The sequence below is a fragment of the Rhodococcus phenolicus genome, from assembly GCF_001646785.1.
Taxonomy (GTDB): domain Bacteria; phylum Actinomycetota; class Actinomycetes; order Mycobacteriales; family Mycobacteriaceae; genus Rhodococcus; species Rhodococcus phenolicus.
Genome location: NZ_LRRH01000086.1, coordinates 36923 through 53815 on the forward strand (window position 1 = coordinate 36923; position 16893 = coordinate 53815).

Sequence of the window (16893 nt, forward strand, 5' to 3'; positions counted from 1 at the left end):
TCGTTCAATTCTAACCACGGCACTCAGTGCCAGGTCAATGGTTGCGGTGCTTGTTTTTGGTAGCGGGGGCTACCCGAACCGCGCACGGGTCCGCAGGTCAGCCGCCGAGTTGCCGGCGGAGCTGCTCGGCGATCTCGTCGGGAGAGGTGCCCGGGGGGTAGGTCAGCACCGTCACGGCACGCGGTGTCGTGACCGTGGGCGGCGCTTCGCAGCCGGGCACCACGCCGAACGTGCGGCGGAGCTCGAACAGCTCGTGTGAGAGTGCCTCGACCGTCGCGGACTCGTCCCCGCGGATCATCGCCCGCAGCAGATAGTTGTGTGCCGCCGTGATCGCCGCGGCGTAACTGACGATGCGGACGGGTTTCGAACCCGGAACGGCGGACCGCAGATAATCGGTGAACAACCGCTCGTAGCGATAGGTGGTCACGAGTTCGCGGTCGCGCAGCGCAGGCACCCGTTGCACCACCCGGTACCGCCACACCGCGAGCTCCCGCCGATCCCGGAAATGCCGGAACACCAGCTGCGCGGCGTCGCAGGTCGCCGCCCACGGATCGTCGAACTCACGCGACAGATAGGCGGCGACCTGCTCGAGCAGTGACTCGTGGTCGGCGAAGATCACGTCCTCCTTCGACCGGAACTGCCGGAAGAAGGTACGCCGGGACACCCCGGCAGCCGACGCGATCTGCTCGACCGTCGTCGACTCGTAGCCGTGCTCGGAGAACAACCGGATGGCCTGCGTGACCACGTGTACCCGGAACTGGGCCGGGTCGGGTCCCGCCGACTCGGAACGTCGTGCGGGGCCGGATCCGGAGGTCATGGTTGTCGATTATCCAAGTTCACGCCTGGGCGTTGTGCGAAGCCCGCAATTCGAACTTGAGGATCTTGCCGGTCGGGGTGCGCGGCAGGTCGTGCGGGAACACGATGTCGCGCGGCACCTTGTAGCCGGCGAGCTGCGTGCGCACGTGCGCGATGATCTCCTCGGCGGTGACGGACTCGCCCTTCCTGCGGATCACGAACGCCCGCGGCCGCTCGCCCCACTTCTCGTCGGGCACCCCGACGACGGCGACGTCGAGCACCGCGGGGTGACTGACGATCGCCTGCTCCACCTCGACCGTCGAGATGTTCTCGCCGCCGGAGATGATGATGTCCTTCGCCCGGTCCTTGAGCTGGATGTAGCCGTCGGGGTACATGACGCCGAGGTCGCCGGTGTGGAACCAGCCGCCCGCGAACGCCTCGGCTGTGGCCTCCGGGTCCTTGTAGTACCCGAGCATCACATTGTTGCCGCGCAGCACGATCTCGCCCATCGTCCGCCCGTCCGCGGGCACGTCGTTCATCTCCGAATCGACCACGCGCGCGTTCTCCGCCTGCAACATGCCGACGCCCTGCCGTGACAACAGGGCCGCCCGTTCCTCGGCGGGCTCGTCGTCCCACGCCTCCTGGTACTCGCAGATCGTGTACGGCCCGTACACCTCGGTCAGCCCGTACACGTGCACGACGGTGATCCCGATGGCGTCGAGCTGCGCGATCACCGTCGGTGACGGCGGGGCACCGGCCGTGGTGATCCGCAGCGGCCGGTCCAGGGCATGGGCCTGCTCGGCGTTCGCGATCGTCGAGCACACCGCCGGTGCGCCGCACAGATTGGTGACACCGAGGTTGTCGATGGCGTCCCACACCGCGTCGGCCCGCACCGCGCGCAGGCAGATGTGGGTGCCGCCCGCCGCGGTCACCGCCCACGGGGTGCACCAGCCGTTGCAGTGGAACATCGGCAACGTCCACAGGTACTTCGTGCTGCCGTCGAATCCGTTGTGGAAGGTCTCGCCGAACGAGTTGAGGTAGGCCCCGCGGTGGCTGTACATCACACCCTTGGGTTTTCCGGTGGTCCCCGACGTGTAGTTGATCGCGATGACCTGCAGTTCGTCGTCGACCGTCCACGGCAGCGGTTCGGCGTCGGCGTCGGCGGAAGCGAGGAACTCGTCGTACCGCCCGGTGACGACACCGGCGGGAACGTCCGGATCCGGCACGGTCGAGTCCGGCACCTCGATGATGTCGCCGACGGACGGCACGTTCTCCTTCACCCCGGTAACCGACCCGACCAACTCGGAATCGACGAACAGGAGCGAGCTCTCCGAATGGTTCAGGATGTATTCGAGCTCCGGCCCGGCCAGCCGCGAGTTCAGTGCGATGAGAACACCGCCGGCGAGCGGCACCGCGAAATGGGCGATCAGCAGTTCCGGCACGTTCGGGGCCAGGAACGCGACGCGGTCGCCGGGCCGGATCCGCGCGCGCAGCGCCTGCGCGAACCGCTGCGTCTCCGCGGCGAAGTCGGCGTACGAGTAGCGACGGTCACCGTGCACGATGGCGACCCGATCCGGGAACACGGACGCGGACCGCTCCAGGAACCGCAGCGGACTGAGCGGGGAGTGGTTGGCGGGGTGCGCCGTCGGCGTGGACACGATGACCTCCGTGGACGTGGACTCTGCGAACAACGATGCGCCGCTGTGATCGCAGCAACATCGATTTGCCTGGAGGTTATGGGTCACCATCGGCACCCCGCTACCCTCTGAAGTGGGTAGTCGAGCACTTTGCTGCCGGAAGGATTCGTCGATGAACCGCGCGTGGACCGATTCCGAATCCGTCGGCAAGCTCCGGCCCAGCGACGACGACGCACTGCGCGCACAACTGCGACTGCTGCAGATCTCCACCGGCCTGCCCGTCCTGTTCGGCGGCGCCGTTCACGGCCACGACATGATCCTGTCCGGGTTCGTCGGGACCCGCAGCAACATCCTGCGCAACCTCGTCATCAGCTCGGAATGCGGTGTCGGGGGGCGCGCCATCGCGGAACAGCGACCCGTCTCGATCGCCGACTACTTCGCGTCCGACCGCATCACCCACGACTACGACCGGCAGGTCGCGGGGGAAGGCATCGAATCGCTGCTCGCCGCGCCCGTCGTGGTGCGCGGTCGTACCCGCGCCACGATGTACGGCGGGCTGCGGGTCAACATGCCGATCGGCGACACGGTCGCCGAACAGGTGATGGGCGGGGCACGGGCGCTGGCCCGCGAGATCGAGATCCGGGACGAGGTGGATCGTCGCGTCGAACTCCTCGAGAACGCCCGTGCCGCGGTCGCGGGATCCGGAGGGGTCTCGGCGTCGGTGTCGGAGGGCATCACCGAGAGCTATCTGGCCCTGCGGGAGATCGCGGCCCAGGCAGCGGACCCGGCGCTGGAAGCGCAGCTGCGCGCCGTCGGGGAGAAACTGCGCACGCTGACGGTCGGTGAGACGTCGGCCGTCGCACGGGTGCAACTGTCGGACCGCGAACGCGACGTGCTCGGATACGTCGCGTTGGGATGCCGCAACGCCGAGATCGCCGAGCGGCTGTCGCTGAGCACCGAGACGGTCAAGAGCTACATGCGGAATCTCATGGGCAAGCTCGAGGTGCACAGCCGCCACGAGGCCGTGGTCGAGGCGCGCCGTCAACGCCTGCTGCCCTGAAGGCGGGACCGGTCAGGCGGTGCCCCGGATCGGCCAGGCGCCGTCGACATCGGTGACCTCGCGACCCAGCTCACGCAGATATTCGGCGAAGTTGCGCTGGCGCTCGGCGTGCCACGCCGCCTGATCGGCCATGATGTCCAGCTCGGCGAGTTGCGGGAACCGCGCGACGAGTGCGCGGGTGAGGAACCCGGCGGCCAGTGCGTCGGCTTCGGCCTCGTGCGCCGCGGCGAGCACCACCCCGTACTCCTCGCACACCGCCTGCAACGTGCGTTTTCCCGACCGCGACCGGTCCATCTCCCGATCGATCACGTAGGGATCGACGACCGTGCCCGTCACGAGCGGACCCAGACCGAGTCGTCGACCTTCCGCGTCGATCACCGTCAGGTCGTAACTCGCGTTGAACGCGACGACGATGTGGTCGCGCACCCAGGCCTCGCACAGCGCCTCCCGGATCTGCGCGTATCCGCTCACGTACTCCTGCCCGTCGGCGCGGGCACGCTCGGTGGTGATCCCGTGGATCGCGACTGTCTCGTCCGGTATAGGAATGCCGGGGTCGAGCAGCCAGGTTCGGGACTCGATGCGATCGCCGTCGAACGTCGCGACGCACGCCGACACGACGCGCGCGGTGCGCGGGTCGCGATCGGTCGTCTCGAGGTCGAATGCACAGATCGGGCGATCGGGCCAGCGCATCATCCGAAGGACCTCCGTGGTGTCGTGCCGTCAGCGGGTACTGCTGGAGGCATTGTGGCCGGTGGTACCGACAGCCTCGGCGAATGGCCTTGCGGTGCGTGCAGGCGTACGCTGCTCGGTGGTCGACAGCCCCGGCTCGCATGCCGGACGAGGAAGAGGAGGTGGTGCTCAGATGAGCAGTCAGCCTCCCAGTACCGACTGACAGCAGCCCCGGCACGCAGCGATCGTGCGCGGCACTGCTGTCCGCGTACGTCCCGAGCGGGAACGATCCCGCACCGATTCCGTCCTGCGAAAGTCGTGCCGTCATGTTCCGGAACCGTCCTGTCCGTGCCCTCCTGCCGCGCCGCGCCGTCCCTGCCTCCGGTGGTTTCGGCGAGAACGAGAACATCGGTGCGTCGCCGCACGCCCGTGTCGCGACCCCGGTGGATCGACCGGATTCGCGCGCCGAGAGCAGCATCGTCGACAGCGCGGTGTACCGGGACGGCCGCCGCACCGCGTCCCCGGCGACCCTCACCGAAACGCTGAACCACGTGCCCGAGAACGGTTCGCTGGCCTGGATCGGTATGTACCGGCCCAGCGACGCCCAGCTGTACGAGGCGGCCGAGCAGTTCGGGCTCCACGAACTCGCCGTCGAGGACGCGATCGTCGCGCATCAACGGCCGAAGCTCGAGCGATACGGCGACACGCTGTTCGTGGTGCTGCGGGCCGCGCGATACGTCGACGAGTCCGAACGCGTCGATTTCGGTGAACTGCACGTGTTCGTGGGACCGACGTTCGTGCTCACCGTCCGGCACAGCGAGTCCCCGGACCTGTCGGCCGTCCGGAACCGGATGGAAGACGACCCGGAGTTGTTGCGCCGCGGGCCGGAAGCGGTGCTGTACGCGATCCTCGACGCGGTCGTGGACGGCTACGCGCCGGTGGTCGCGGGTTTGCAGAACGACATCGACGAGATCGAGACCGAAGTGTTCAGCGGCGACCCGAGAGTGTCGCGTCGCATCTACGAGCTGTCCCGTGAGGTGATCGAGTTCCAGCGGGCCGCCAAGCCGCTGCTGGCGGTGCTCGGTGGCTTGTCCGCCGGCTTCGGGAAGTACCGCATCGACGAGGAACTGCAGAAATACCTGCGGGACGTGACGGACCACGCGACCGCCGTGGTGGAGCAGGTCGATGGTTTCCGCCAGCTGCTCGGCAACATCCTGACCGTCAACGCGACCCTCGTCTCGCAGGTGCAGAACGAGGAGATGCGGAACCTGACACGGGCGAGCTACGCGCAGAACGAGGAGATCAAGAAGGTGTCGGCGTGGGCGGCAATCCTTTTCGCGCCCACGCTGATCGGCACCGTGTACGGCATGAACTTCGACCACATGCCGGAACTGCACTGGGCCGGCGGATACCCCTTTGCGCTGCTCATGATGGTGATCACGTGCTGCAGTCTGTTCGGGATATTCCGCCGGCGCGGCTGGCTGTAGAGCTACAGCGAGTCGGTGCAGACCACGAAGCGGCGTTCGGAGTAGACGAATCCTCCGGCCGAGATGGTGCAGTCGTTGACGTCGTCGGTGTTCTGCAGGATCTCGGTGACCTTCTCCCCGCCGGAGCTCGGATCGTTGCAGTCGATGCGCACGGGGTCCTCGCCGTCGAGTGCCATGCAGGTTCCCACGACCCAGTCGATGTCGAGGCACAGCGCACCGGTCTCGGTGCCGCCCAGGGTTTCGTAGTACGTCTGGTCGGCGTCGGACACGCATTCGTCGCTGGAGACGACCTTGCCGATCACCTTGTAGTTCGAGTCCATGCTTCCGCACGTCGCGTTGTCGATCGTCGCGTCGTCGACGGTGCCGCCGAGGGTCACGCATTCGCCGATCTCGACGTCGATGTCCAGGTCCGCGTCGGACGACGACTGCGTGGTGGTCGTGGTCCTCGACGAGGACGGTGTCGTGGTCGGCGCGGCGGCCGCACCGGATTCCGGTACTGCGACGGGATCGATGTCGGATCCACAGGCGCTCAGGGTGAACACGGCTGCGCACGACACTGCCGCAACGGCACAAACCCGACGAAAGATACTCATGGAGGGAGAGTACGGAATCGCACGGATTCAACTCAATGGAGGGCGGCGCCGACCGGGGAATGCCACCATGGTGCGGTGGATCTTCCTGTGGTTCCGCCGCTCGCACCCATGCTCGCGAAGGCCGCGTCCGCGGTGCCGCCGCAACCGGACGGTGCGCCCGCCGAATGGTCCTACGAACCCAAGTGGGACGGGTTCCGGGCCCTCGTGTTCCGGGACGGTGACGAGGTGGTGTTCTCCTCACGCGGGGGCAAGGACCTCGTCCGTTACTTCCCGGAACTGGCCGACGCCGTGCGCGCGGAGTTGCCGCGTCGATGCGTGGTCGACGGGGAGATCGTGGTGCCGCTCGAACGCGACGGCCGTACGCGGCTGGACTGGCAGTCGCTGTCCGAGCGGATCCATCCGGCCGCGAGCCGGGTCGCGCTGCTGGCCGAGCAGACGCCCGCGCAGTTCGTCGGATTCGATCTCCTCGCGATCGGCGACGAAAGCCTGATGGACGTTCCGTTCCGGGAGCGCCGGGCCGGGCTGCGGGAGATCGCCGGAGGCGGGCCGAGCTGCCACGTGACCGTCGCGACCGGGGACGCATCGACCGCACACCGCTGGTTCGAGGAGTTCGAGGGTGCCGGGCTCGACGGCGTCGTCGCCAAACGCCTCGACGGGCCGTACCTGCCGGACAAGCGGGAGATGGTGAAGGTCAAGCACGCGCGGACCGCGGACTGTGTGCTCGCCGGATATCGGCGGCACAAGAGCATCGACGGTGTGGGGTCGCTGCTGCTGGGCCTGTTCCACGACGGCGAGCTCGCGATGGTCGGCGGCGCATCGGCGTTCACCGCGCAGCGCCGTCGGGAACTGCTCGCCGAACTCGAGCCTCTGCGCGTCGGCGCCGACGTGGTCGCCGAGGGCGAGCCGACCCGGTGGCGGTCCGCGAACGACCGCAGCTGGGTGCCGCTGCGCCCCGAGCGGGTCCTCGAGGTCGCCTACGACCAGATGGAAGGCGCTGTCGAGGGGGGCCTGCGCTTCCGGCACGCCGCGAAGTTCCTGCGCTGGCGTCCCGACCGTGATCCGGAGAGCTGCACCTACGACCAACTGGAGGTACCTGTGCGTTACGACCTGGCCGACGTTCTCGACCGCTCGGGGCGCTGACCGTGGCGGGCACGAGCAAGCGGTCCCCGGCGGAGGAACTCGACGTCGACGGCACACCCGTGCGGCTGTCGAATCCCGACAAGGTGTACTTCCCGCGGCTCGGCGCCGACGGAGGCACGAAACGGCACCTCGTCGAGTACTACCGGACCGTCGCGACCGGAGCCGCGCCGCTGCTCACCGCGCTGAAGGATCGCCCCACCCATCTGCAGCGCTTTCCCGACGGCATCGAGGGCGAGGAGATCTATCAGAAGCGGGTTCCCGCGCGGCATCCCGACCACGTCGGCACGTGTGAGGTCACGTTCCCGTCGGGACGGAAGGCCGACGTGCTGCGCGTCCGGTCGGCGGCGGACATCGTGTGGGCGGCCAATCTGGGCACGGTGACATTCCATCCGTGGGCGGTGCGCTGCCCCGATGTCGACCGGCCCGACGAACTGCGCATCGACCTGGATCCGCAGCCCGGCACCGATTTCGGGGATGCGCGTGCGGTCGCGCTCGAGGTGGTGCGGCCGTTGCTCGACGAACTCGGGCTGGCCGGGTTCCCCAAGACGTCCGGTGGCCGCGGCCTGCACGTGTACCTGCGGATCGTTCCCGACTGGGACTTCGTCGGGGTACGCCGGGCGGGGATCGCACTGATGCGGGAGATCGAACGCCGCAGCGGCGGTCGTGCGACGACCGCGTGGTGGAAGGAGGAACGCGGGGAGCGGATCTTCCTCGACTACAACCAGAACGCTCGGGACAAGACGATCGCGTCCGCGTACTCGGTGCGCCGCACCCCGATCGCGACGGTGTCGACTCCGTTGACGTGGGACGAGCTGGCCGACGCCGAGCCGGACGATTTCACGATCGCGACGGTGCCCGACCTGCTCGCCCGCCGCGGCGATCCGATGGCCGGGCTCGACGGCACCGCCCACGCGCTCGACGTGTTGCTCGAGATGGCCGAGCGTGACGCGGCCGACGGCCTCGGCGACCTGCCGTACCCGCCGACACATCCGAAGATGCCCGGCGAACCGAAGCGGGTGCAGCCCTCGCGCGACACCGACCGCAAGGAACGTGCGCGGGGCTGAGAAGGGGTCCGGGCGTTTCCGAAATTGCATTCGGGTCGTTACCTGTGCTGTGAGTGACACCTGCGGGGGCCTCCGTAGACTGTTCGGGAGAACAGACCGCCGACCGGCTCCGAGGAGGGTTGCCACGGTGACGAATCCCCGGATTCCGATGCGCGCACTGGGCGGCGCGGTCGCGGCCGTCGCCGCGGCGATCGCCGGCAGCTTTCTCGCCGCGGCACCTGCACAAGCGCTGACCTGCGCGGCACCGCCGGGAGCTCCGGCGTCGATCGTCCAGATCGACGGCACCACGGGTTGCGGCGCGAACAACGACGCGACCGGCGGAGCGTGGGGTTACAGCGACAACGGTGTCGGTTTCGCCGACGCCAGCGAGGGCGCGTTCGTGCTCGGCGCCGGGATGTCCGGCGGCGTGGGTGCGGGCGAGAGCCGCGGCGGACAGCTCGCGGCCGTCGGATTCGGCGCCGACGCCCTCGCGCTGGGTGTCCTCGACGATCCCGGAGCCGCACTCGCGCTGGCCGGCCCGCAGTCGCAGGCCTACGTGGGCGACGGTGCCGATCCGATGCTGTGTGAGGGCTCGGCGTCGGCCGCGGTGAACTTCGCGACGGGCCGGGGCTGCGTCGTGGTCGGGACGTTCCGGTACGCGACCCCCTGAGCGGGTGGAGGCATAACGCGCCCGGTCCGCGGGAATCAGCTCTTCCACAGATGCAATCCGGCACCTACTCTGTCGGAATTGCCGGATGGGGGAGTGCGATGACGATGCTGACGGATGTGCAGATCGAGTACGAGGCCGAACCGCGGCCGCCGACCGAGATGCACGTCGACCCACGATTCCTGCCACTCGCCGACCGTTTCTTCGCGATGTACCGACAGCCCCAGGACGGCGGCGGCGCTCTCTCCGCGTATCTCCACGGCGAGAAGGTCCTCGACATCTGGGCAGGTTGGTCCGGTCCGGACCGACGCTGGAACCGCGACACCATGTCGTTGTCCTTCTCGACGGGCAAGGGTGTGGCCTCGACGGTCGTGCACCGGCTCGCCGAACGCGGGATCATCGACTACTTCGCTCCCGTCGCGCAGTACTGGCCGGAGTTCGCCGCGTCCGGCAAGGAGTCGATCACCGTCGCGGACGTGCTGACGCACCGCGCCGGTCTGCACCGGGTGCGCGGACTCGTTCCCGGGCGGGACGGAATCCTCGACTACGACGTGACGGTCGCCGCGCTCGCCGCGGCTCGTCCGGACCGCCGGCGCCTGCACGGCACCGGCTACCACGCGGTCACCTACGGCTGGCTGGTCGCGGAGATCGTCCGCCGCGCAACGGGACTACCGTTCGAAGAGGTGGTTCGCCGCGAAATCGCCGAACCGCTCGGTAACCCCGATTTCTGGTATCGCGTACCGGTGTCCGAGCGGCAGCGCATCGCGAAGCTGTTTCCCCGCATCAACCTTGCCGGCCTCGACTGGGGGATCAGCGCGTCGGTGCTGTCGAAGGTCGGGCCGATGCGTGGACTCGCGGAGGCTGCGATGCCCGACGGCTTCGACGATCTCGTACGCAACCCGGCGGTGCACGACTCGGTGATGCCGGGCTGGAACGGGGTGTTCACGGCGCGGGCGCTCGCCCGGATGTACGGCGCGATCGCGGCGGGCGGCACCATCGACGGCCGGTGTTTCCTGAAGCCGGAGACGATCGCGGCGATGGACGAGGTCCGGGTGCGCGGACGCGACTACGTCCTCGGGGTGCCGATGGCCTGGCGTCTGGGTTACCACCAGCCGTTGTTCGCGAGCCGGGAGCGCCCGCGCGGGGCGCTCGGTCACTACGGGGTCGGCGGATCGGGTGCTTTCGCGGACCTCGAGACCGGATTGTCGTTGGCGTTCACGACCAATCGGCTCGGTGCCGGGGCGATGCCGCTGGGGGATCTGCGGCTGGCGCGGCTCGGGCCGGTGGCGCGCGAGTTGGCCCGGAAGGCCTGACGCACCGACCGTTCGTCCCGACCGCCGCGATGCGATTTTGCGCACTGCCGCGTTGCGATATTTGCGGGCTCTCGCCTTGCGACATTTGTGGTTTCACGCATTCCGCGGACAACGGACGGGGTGTGCTCGCACTATTGGATACAGGTGCTTTGTCTGGTATGAAGGGAGGCACCACAGTGAGTCATGTCTACCGAGTCATCGAAGTGGTCGGGTCGTCGACCGATGGCATCGACGACGCCATCGCGAGAGCGGTGGCGAGGGCTGCCGAGACGACGCGGCATCTCGAATGGTTCGAAGTGGTGAACGTGCGCGGCCACATAGACGACGGTGCGGTCGCGCATACGCAGGTCACCCTCAAGATCGGTTTCCGGATCGAATCGGGCGACGAGTTCACGGAGTAGATCCGAAGGGCACACTTCCGGTCCACGCGCCGGAGCGACGTCGGGGAACCTGCAAATCGCCGGAGATCGGCAACTCTCGACCATGACTGCAACAGGTTATAGTCTGGACGCGAAACGTCGTATTACGCTGGCACTCTCAGGCAGGTATACCCGTGGCTTATGTGATCACTCAGGCGTGTTGCAACGATGCGTCGTGCGTCGAGGTCTGTCCGGTCAATTGCATTCACCCGACGCCCGACGAACCGCAGTTCGCAACCACCGAACTGCTCTACATCGATCCGGAAACCTGCATCGACTGCGGGGCCTGTGTGGACGAATGCCCGGTCGACGCGATCTCCGCGGACAACGAGCTCGCCGCCGAACACGAGCCCTACCTGAAGATCGCCGCGGACTACTACGAGCGTTTCCCGATCGGGCCGGACTGGCCGGAACTCCGTGAGCGGAGAAAAATCCCCGCCGAGCTGGGCACCTTGCGGGTCGCGATCGTCGGATCCGGTCCCGCCGCCTGCTACGCCGCGATGGAGCTCACTTCCCGTCCCCGTGTCGAGGTCGACATCTTCGATCGCCTCCCGACGCCGTTCGGTCTCGTCCGGGCCGGTGTGGCACCGGATCACAAGAGCACCAAGGCGGTCGGCGACCTGTTCCGCAGCGCCGTCGGACACAAGAACACCCAGTGCTACTTCGACGTCGAGGTGGGCACCCACGTCACGCACGACGAACTGCTCGCCCACCACCACGCGGTCATCTACGCGGTCGGCGCGGCCGGTGACCGGCACCTCGAGGTCCCGGGCGAGGACCTGCCCGGCTCGCACGCTGCAACGGAATTCGTTTCCTGGTACAACGGGCATCCCGACTACGCGGACCGGACGTTCGACCTGTCCGGTGAGCGCGCGGTGATCATCGGCAACGGCAACGTCGCACTCGACGTCGCCCGTGCGCTGGTGATGGATCCGGAGATCTTCGCCCGCACCGACATGGCCGACCACGCTGTGGAGGCCCTGCGCAACTCGAACATCCGCGAGGTCGTCGTCGTGGGCCGCCGCGGTCCCGCTCAGGCCGCGTACACGAACCCGGAACTGCTCGCGCTGGGGCAGCTCCGTGGTATCGACGTGATCGTCGACCCCACGGAGGTCGAACTCGATCCCGCCAGCCGCGCGCTTCTCGACGACCCCGAGGCCGAACCGCGCATCGCCCTGAAGGTCGAGCAGGCGCAGGGATTCGCCCGGCGCACGCCCACCGAGGGCAACAAACGCATCGTGCTGCGCTATCTGGCCTCGCCGGTGGAGATCGGGGGCGACGGCAAGGTCGAATCGATCACCCTCGAACGCAACGAGCTCGTCGACGTCGACGGACGGCTCGAGGCCCGGCCCACCGGTGAGCGTGAGACGCTCGAGACCGGTCTGGTTCTGCGCTCGATCGGCTACCGCGGTACGCCGGTCGCGGACCTGCCGTTCGACGAGCGACGGGGCGTGATCCCCAACGAAGAGGGCCGTGTCGTCGATCCGCAGACCGGCGCCGCGCTGACGGGCGTCTACACCGCCGGCTGGATCAAGCGGGGCCCGAGCGGCGTGATCGGCACCAACAAGCAGTGCTCGGCTCAGACCGTCGAATGCCTCATCGACGATTTCGTCGCCGGCCGCCTCGCCACACCCGCCGAGGACCGGGAGAAGCTCGCGACACTCGTCGCCGAGCGACGCCCCGGGTTCGTCGACTACAGCGGCTGGCAGAAGATCGACAAGCAGGAGCGCGCACGTGGTGCCGCGGCAGGCCGGTCGCGGCAGAAGTTCGTGTCCGTCGCCGAGATGCTCGAGGCGTCGCGACTGGAGTCCTGACTCCCTGCGACCTGCGCAGACAGGCGGAAATCGGGGTTCGGCACGCGCTGTCGAATTGCTGGTCCGTGCCGGTGCTGTGTCTAATGGGTGGGCACCAAGCGCTGCGGTCGGGGCAGACGAAGGTGCAGCGCTGTCGAACGAATGGGTTGGAACATGTCCTTGAAGCAGGATCGGACGACTGCCGGGAACCGGGCCGGACGGTGGTCCGGCCGGGTCGCGACCGCGCTGGTCGGCGCTGCTGCCGCCACATTCGCGCTCGCCGGGCCCGCCGGTGCGGCGCCCCTGTGGCCGGGAGGCCCGGAAGTGCCGGGTATCGAGAGCCTCGTCCTCGGTTCGGGAAGCCGGCTTCCCGTGGAGCCTGCCGCTCCGGTGGCGCCGTTCTCGGCGCCCTCGGTGAACCCGGCGAACGGTGAGACCGTCGGTGTCGCCCAGCCGATCATCATCCGGTTCGACGAAGCGATCGGCGACCGCGCCGCCGCCGAGCGCGCGATCTCGATCACGACGACCCCGGCCGTCGGCGGCCATTTCTACTGGGCGTCGGACCGGCAGGTGCGGTGGCGCCCGTTCGACTTCTGGCCCGCCCACACGCAGGTCACGGTCGCAGCGGGGGATACCCGCTCGTCGTTCACGATCGGCGACGCACAGATCACGGTGGCCGACGACAACACCAAGACCATCACGGTGACCCGCAACGGCGAGGTCGTGCGGACGATGCCGACGTCGTTCGGCAAGCCCGGGCACGAAACCCCCAACGGCACGTACATCGTCGGTGAGCGATTCCGCGACATGTACATGGATTCGTCCACCTACGGTGTTCCCGTCGACTCTCCGGAGGGGTACCGCACGTACGTCGAGTACGCGACGAGAATCTCCAACAGCGGCATTTTCGTTCACGCCGCCCCGTGGTCCGAGTGGGCGCAGGGCAACACCAACACCAGCCACGGCTGCCTGAACGTGAGCACCGAGGACGGGAAGTGGTTCTTCGAGAACGCGCAGAAGGGCGATCCGGTCATCGTGCAGAACACCGGCGGCGGTGTCCTGAACGGCTGGGACGGCCTCGGCGACTGGAACCTCTGATTCCCCGTCGCGCACGCGCAGAACGCGCCCCTGTCTCCGAGGAGGCAGGGGCGCGTTCGTCTGTGCCCTAACCGGAGCTGTGCTGCGCGATGATCGCCCGTACGGTCCGCCGGCAGCGTCCGCAGTCGGACCCCGCCCCGCAGGCCGCGGCGATCTCCTTCGAGCTGCGCGCGCCCCGGTTCACGATCTCGTTCACGGTGTCGCCGGTGACGCCGTGACACAGGCAGATGTACATCGCACGCTCCGTCAGTCGAGGAACAGGTCGATCTGCGGGTTGTCGCCGCCGCCGTAGCACGACAGATCGGTGACGCCGGCATCGGTGAGCACATCGGCATCGATGAAGCACCGGCCGGTGGTCTCCCGCGCGGGCCGGGAGAGGATCTCGACCGCCGCGTCGGCCATGATCTCGGGGCTGCGCGAGGACGACAGCAGCGTGTCGCCGTCCTGCATGTTCGCGACCGCGGAGGTCGCGATGAAGGTCTGCGGCCACAGGCAGTTCGCGGCGATACCGTCCTCCGCGTACTCCGCTGCGAAACCCAGTGTCAGCAAGGACATTCCGTACTTCGACAGGGTGTAGGCGGGGTGGACGCCGAGCCAGTACGGGTTCATGTTCACCGGCGGCGAGACGGTCAGGACGTGCGGGTTCGCGGACTTCCGCAGATGCGGCACCGCGGCCTTCGTCATGAGGAACGTGCCGCGGCAGTTGATCTCCTGCATGAGGTCGTACCGCTTGGCCGAGAGGTCCTCGGTGGAGCCGGTCGCGATCGCGCTGGCGTTGTTCACGCAGATGTCGATGCCGCCGAACCGCTCGACCGCGGTGTCGATCAGTCGCTGGACGTCGTCCTCCTTGCGGACGTCGCCGACCACGGCCACCGCCTTGCCTCCGGCCGCCTCGATGTCCGCGACCGCGGTGTGGACGGTGCCCTGCAGTTTCGGGTGCGGTTCGGCGGTCTTGGCGAGCAGAACGACGTTGGCGCCCTGTCTCGCCGCGGCAATCGCGACGGCCAGGCCGATTCCGCGGCTGGCACCGGAGATCACCATGGTGCGGTCGGACAGGGCATTGGGCTGGCTGGACATCGTTCTCCCTGCAATCGGTGGTTCACACGCAGCGTTCTCGCTGATGATATTGGCATTCTCATTTTCTGCAAGTATCGTATCCGGCGTGAACGACTTCGCTGAGACCTCGTCGGGAATCCCCCTGGATGCGGTGTACGGACCGGCCGATAGGGTCGTCGAACCACCTGCGCCGGGAGAGTTCCCCTTCACCCGCGGCAACTTCGCGACCGGCTATCGGGGTCGGCTGTGGACGTTCCGCCAGTACTCCGGATTCGGTACCGCCGAGGAATCCAACCGGCGCTATCGGTACCTCCTCGATCAGGGCGGTACCGGGTTGTCCGTCGCGCTGGATCTGCCGACGCAGTGCGGGTACGACTCCGACGACCCGGAATACGGTGAGGAGGTCGGCCGCGTCGGTGTCGCCGTCGACACTCTCGCCGACGCCGAGGTCCTGTTCGACGGAATCCCGCTCGACAAGATCAGCACCAGCTTCACCATCAACGGCACGGCCGCGATCCTGCTCGCGTTCTACGTCGCCGCGGCCGAGAAGGCCGGCGTGCCCCGTGAGAAGCTCACCGGCACCATCCAGAACGACATCCTCAAGGAATACGCCTCGCGCGGCACGTGGATCTGGCCGCCCGAGCCGTCCCTGCGGCTGATCGCCGACACCATCGAGTTCTGCGCCGCGGAGGTTCCGCGCTTCAATGCGATCTCGGTGGCCGGCGCGCACTTCCGTGATGCCGGCGCGAACGCCGTCCAGGAGATGGCGTTCACCCTCGCGGACGGCGTCACCTACTGCGACACCGTCGTCGAACGCGGACGCATGACGATCGACCAGTTCGCTCCGCAGATCTCGTTCTTCTTCTACACCCACGGCGACTTCTTCGAGGAGATCGCGAAATACCGTGCGGGACGACGCCGTTGGGCGACGATCGTGCGGGAACGCTACGGAGCGAAGACCGAGAAGGCGTCGATGTTCCGCTTCGGCTGCGTCGCCGGCGGTGCGTCGCTGTACGCCCCGCAGGCCCAGAACAATCTGGTGCGCGTCGCCTACGAGGCGATGGCGTCGGTGCTCGGCGGGGTCCAGTCGATGTTCACCGCCGCGTGGGACGAGCCCTTCGCGTTGCCCAGCGAGGAATCCGCGACGCTCGCGCTGCGCACGCAGCAGATCCTCGCGTACGAGACGGGCGTCGCGCGGGTCGCCGATCCGCTCGGCGGTTCGTACTTCGTCGAGGCCCTCACGGACGCGACGGAGGAGAAGATCGTCGAGATCATGACCGATCTCGAACAGCACGGCGGCATGGTCCGCGCGATCGAGGACGGCTACCTCCAGGGCCTCATCGCGGACGAGGCATACAAGCTCCATCTCGACATCGAAGCGGGCGAGCGCACGGTCGTCGGCGTCAACAAGTTCACCTCCGACGAACCGGCACCGGAGATCGGCACGTACGAGCTCGACGCCGAAGGGCGTGCGCTGCAGCTCAAGCGGCTCGCGAAGGTGAAGGCCGAACGCGACCCCGAGCTGGTCCGGACCAGTCTCGCCGCCCTGTCCCGCGCAGCGGAAGGAACCGACAACATCATGCACAAACTGATCGACTGCGCCAACGCGTACTGCACGGTCGGCGAAATGGTCTCCGCGCTCAAGGCTGTGTGGGGCGAGTTCCAGCAGCCGGTGGTGTTCTGATGACCGCCCGCATCCTCGTCGCCAAGCCCGGACTCGACGGTCACGACCGCGGCGCCAAGATCGTCGCGCGCGCACTGCGCGACGCCGGATTCGAGGTCATCTACACCGGCATCCGCCAGAAGATCGAGGACATCGTGTCCATCGCGATCCAGGAGGACGTGGCGGTCGTCGGCCTGAGCATCCTCTCCGGTGCGCACGTCGCGCTGACCACCCGCACCGTCGAGGCGCTCGCGGCCGCCGACGCCGGCGACATCGCGGTGATCGTCGGCGGGACCATCCCGCAGGGCGATGTGCCGAAACTGCTCTCCGCCGGTGCCGCGGCAGTGTTCCCCACGAGCACGCCGCTCGATGTCCTGGTCACCGAGGTGCGAAAGCTGACCGGCACCGACAACCCGGCGTGAGCGCAGCGCCGACATTTTCATCGCCGCGCCGCCACACC

The 16893-nt window shown here is 68.1% G+C and carries 17 protein-coding genes; 11 read left to right on the forward strand and 6 right to left on the reverse strand.

Features of this window, described 5'->3' with window-relative positions; genetic code table 11:
* Positions 1-97: 97 nt before the first annotated feature.
* On the reverse strand, positions 98-817 hold the full coding sequence (locus A8G15_RS22085) for a TetR family transcriptional regulator (protein ID WP_068164599.1): 720 nt from the start codon (positions 815-817) through the stop codon (positions 98-100).
* A 19-nt stretch (positions 818-836) separates the two neighbouring features.
* Positions 837-2453, reverse strand: a complete 1617-nt coding sequence (locus A8G15_RS22090; protein ID WP_068164987.1) for an acyl--CoA ligase family protein — start codon at positions 2451-2453, stop codon at positions 837-839.
* A gap of 151 nt (positions 2454-2604) precedes the next feature.
* On the opposite strand from A8G15_RS22090, the gene A8G15_RS22095 reads away from it, so the two are divergent.
* Complete coding sequence (locus A8G15_RS22095; protein ID WP_068164601.1) at positions 2605-3492, forward strand: LuxR C-terminal-related transcriptional regulator; 888 nt, start codon at positions 2605-2607, stop codon at positions 3490-3492.
* Positions 3493-3504: 12 nt separating this feature from the next.
* Here the strand turns inward: A8G15_RS22095 and A8G15_RS22100 are convergent, their stop codons facing one another.
* Positions 3505-4185 carry an exonuclease domain-containing protein gene (locus tag A8G15_RS22100; protein ID WP_068164604.1) on the reverse strand — a complete coding sequence of 227 codons (681 nt, stop codon included), beginning with the start codon at positions 4183-4185 and terminating at the stop codon, positions 3505-3507.
* Between the two features lie 302 nt (positions 4186-4487).
* Here A8G15_RS22100 and A8G15_RS22105 point away from each other — a divergent pair, with 302 nt between their 5' ends.
* On the forward strand, positions 4488-5648 hold the full coding sequence (locus A8G15_RS22105; protein ID WP_068164605.1) for a magnesium and cobalt transport protein CorA: 1161 nt from the start codon (positions 4488-4490) through the stop codon (positions 5646-5648).
* A 2-nt stretch (positions 5649-5650) separates the two neighbouring features.
* Here the strand turns inward: A8G15_RS22105 and lppU are convergent, their stop codons facing one another.
* Positions 5651-6241, reverse strand: coding sequence for an LppU family putative lipoprotein (gene lppU / locus A8G15_RS22110; protein WP_068164608.1), 591 nt, complete (start codon positions 6239-6241; stop codon positions 5651-5653).
* A 75-nt stretch (positions 6242-6316) separates the two neighbouring features.
* Here lppU and A8G15_RS22115 point away from each other — a divergent pair, with 75 nt between their 5' ends.
* The 7 genes from A8G15_RS22115 to A8G15_RS22145 all read left to right on the forward strand — a co-directional run bounded on the left by A8G15_RS22115 (position 6317) and on the right by A8G15_RS22145 (position 13714).
* Complete coding sequence (locus A8G15_RS22115) at positions 6317-7381, forward strand: ATP-dependent DNA ligase (protein WP_068164611.1); 1065 nt, start codon at positions 6317-6319, stop codon at positions 7379-7381.
* Between the two features lie 2 nt (positions 7382-7383).
* A complete protein-coding gene (locus A8G15_RS22120) occupies positions 7384-8445 on the forward strand; it encodes a DNA polymerase domain-containing protein (protein WP_068164614.1) in 1062 nt (353 codons plus the stop codon).
* A 127-nt stretch (positions 8446-8572) separates the two neighbouring features.
* The gene (locus A8G15_RS22125; RefSeq protein ID WP_245687953.1) at positions 8573-9094 is read left to right on the forward strand and encodes a DUF6764 family protein; all 522 of its coding nucleotides are present in this window, start codon (positions 8573-8575) and stop codon (positions 9092-9094) included.
* Between the two features lie 104 nt (positions 9095-9198).
* Positions 9199-10404: a serine hydrolase domain-containing protein gene (locus tag A8G15_RS22130; protein WP_156665515.1), complete on the forward strand. Its 1206-nt coding sequence runs from the start codon at positions 9199-9201 to the stop codon at positions 10402-10404.
* 176 nt (positions 10405-10580) lie between these two features.
* Entirely contained in the window at positions 10581-10805 is a 225-nt protein-coding gene (locus A8G15_RS22135) for a dodecin (RefSeq protein ID WP_082900097.1), read from the forward strand.
* A 152-nt stretch (positions 10806-10957) separates the two neighbouring features.
* Positions 10958-12637 (forward strand): 4Fe-4S binding protein, encoded by a 1680-nt coding sequence (locus A8G15_RS22140; protein WP_068164620.1) that lies wholly within the window; start codon positions 10958-10960, stop codon positions 12635-12637.
* A 153-nt stretch (positions 12638-12790) separates the two neighbouring features.
* Positions 12791-13714 (forward strand): L,D-transpeptidase, encoded by a 924-nt coding sequence (locus A8G15_RS22145; RefSeq protein WP_068164992.1) that lies wholly within the window; start codon positions 12791-12793, stop codon positions 13712-13714.
* 67 nt (positions 13715-13781) lie between these two features.
* On the opposite strand, the gene A8G15_RS22150 is transcribed toward A8G15_RS22145, so the two are convergent.
* Together A8G15_RS22150 and A8G15_RS22155 are read right to left on the reverse strand one after the other, a co-directional pair.
* Positions 13782-13949, reverse strand: coding sequence for a (2Fe-2S)-binding protein (locus A8G15_RS22150; protein ID WP_068164623.1), 168 nt, complete (start codon positions 13947-13949; stop codon positions 13782-13784).
* A gap of 11 nt (positions 13950-13960) precedes the next feature.
* Positions 13961-14791 (reverse strand): SDR family oxidoreductase, encoded by an 831-nt coding sequence (locus tag A8G15_RS22155; RefSeq protein ID WP_068164625.1) that lies wholly within the window; start codon positions 14789-14791, stop codon positions 13961-13963.
* Positions 14792-14834: 43 nt separating this feature from the next.
* On the opposite strand from A8G15_RS22155, the gene A8G15_RS22160 reads away from it, so the two are divergent.
* Entirely contained in the window at positions 14835-16454 is a 1620-nt protein-coding gene (locus A8G15_RS22160; protein WP_068164630.1) for a methylmalonyl-CoA mutase family protein, read from the forward strand.
* A complete protein-coding gene (locus tag A8G15_RS22165; RefSeq protein WP_068164632.1) occupies positions 16454-16855 on the forward strand; it encodes a cobalamin B12-binding domain-containing protein in 402 nt (133 codons plus the stop codon). The genes A8G15_RS22160 and A8G15_RS22165 overlap by 1 nt, the downstream gene beginning before the upstream one ends.
* Positions 16856-16893: the final 38 nt, after the last annotated feature.

Bases quoted from the DNA above. Each gene is read 5' to 3' on its own strand.
- A8G15_RS22085 (WP_068164599.1), bottom strand. From the start codon at position 817: ATGACCTCCGGATCCGGCCCCGCACGACGTTCCGAGTCGGCGGGACCC.
- A8G15_RS22095 (WP_068164601.1), top strand. From the start codon at position 2,605: ATGAACCGCGCGTGGACCGATTCCGAATCCGTCGGCAAGCTCCGGCCC.
- A8G15_RS22100 (WP_068164604.1), bottom strand. From the start codon at position 4,185: ATGATGCGCTGGCCCGATCGCCCGATCTGTGCATTCGACCTCGAGACG.
- A8G15_RS22105 (WP_068164605.1), top strand. From the start codon at position 4,488: ATGTTCCGGAACCGTCCTGTCCGTGCCCTCCTGCCGCGCCGCGCCGTC.
- lppU (WP_068164608.1), bottom strand. From the start codon at position 6,241: ATGAGTATCTTTCGTCGGGTTTGTGCCGTTGCGGCAGTGTCGTGCGCA.
- A8G15_RS22130 (WP_156665515.1), top strand. From the start codon at position 9,199: ATGCTGACGGATGTGCAGATCGAGTACGAGGCCGAACCGCGGCCGCCG.
- A8G15_RS22145 (WP_068164992.1), top strand. From the start codon at position 12,791: ATGTCCTTGAAGCAGGATCGGACGACTGCCGGGAACCGGGCCGGACGG.
- A8G15_RS22150 (WP_068164623.1), bottom strand. From the start codon at position 13,949: ATGTACATCTGCCTGTGTCACGGCGTCACCGGCGACACCGTGAACGAG.
- A8G15_RS22155 (WP_068164625.1), bottom strand. From the start codon at position 14,791: ATGTCCAGCCAGCCCAATGCCCTGTCCGACCGCACCATGGTGATCTCC.
- A8G15_RS22160 (WP_068164630.1), top strand. From the start codon at position 14,835: ATGATATTGGCATTCTCATTTTCTGCAAGTATCGTATCCGGCGTGAAC.
- A8G15_RS22165 (WP_068164632.1), top strand. From the start codon at position 16,454: ATGACCGCCCGCATCCTCGTCGCCAAGCCCGGACTCGACGGTCACGAC.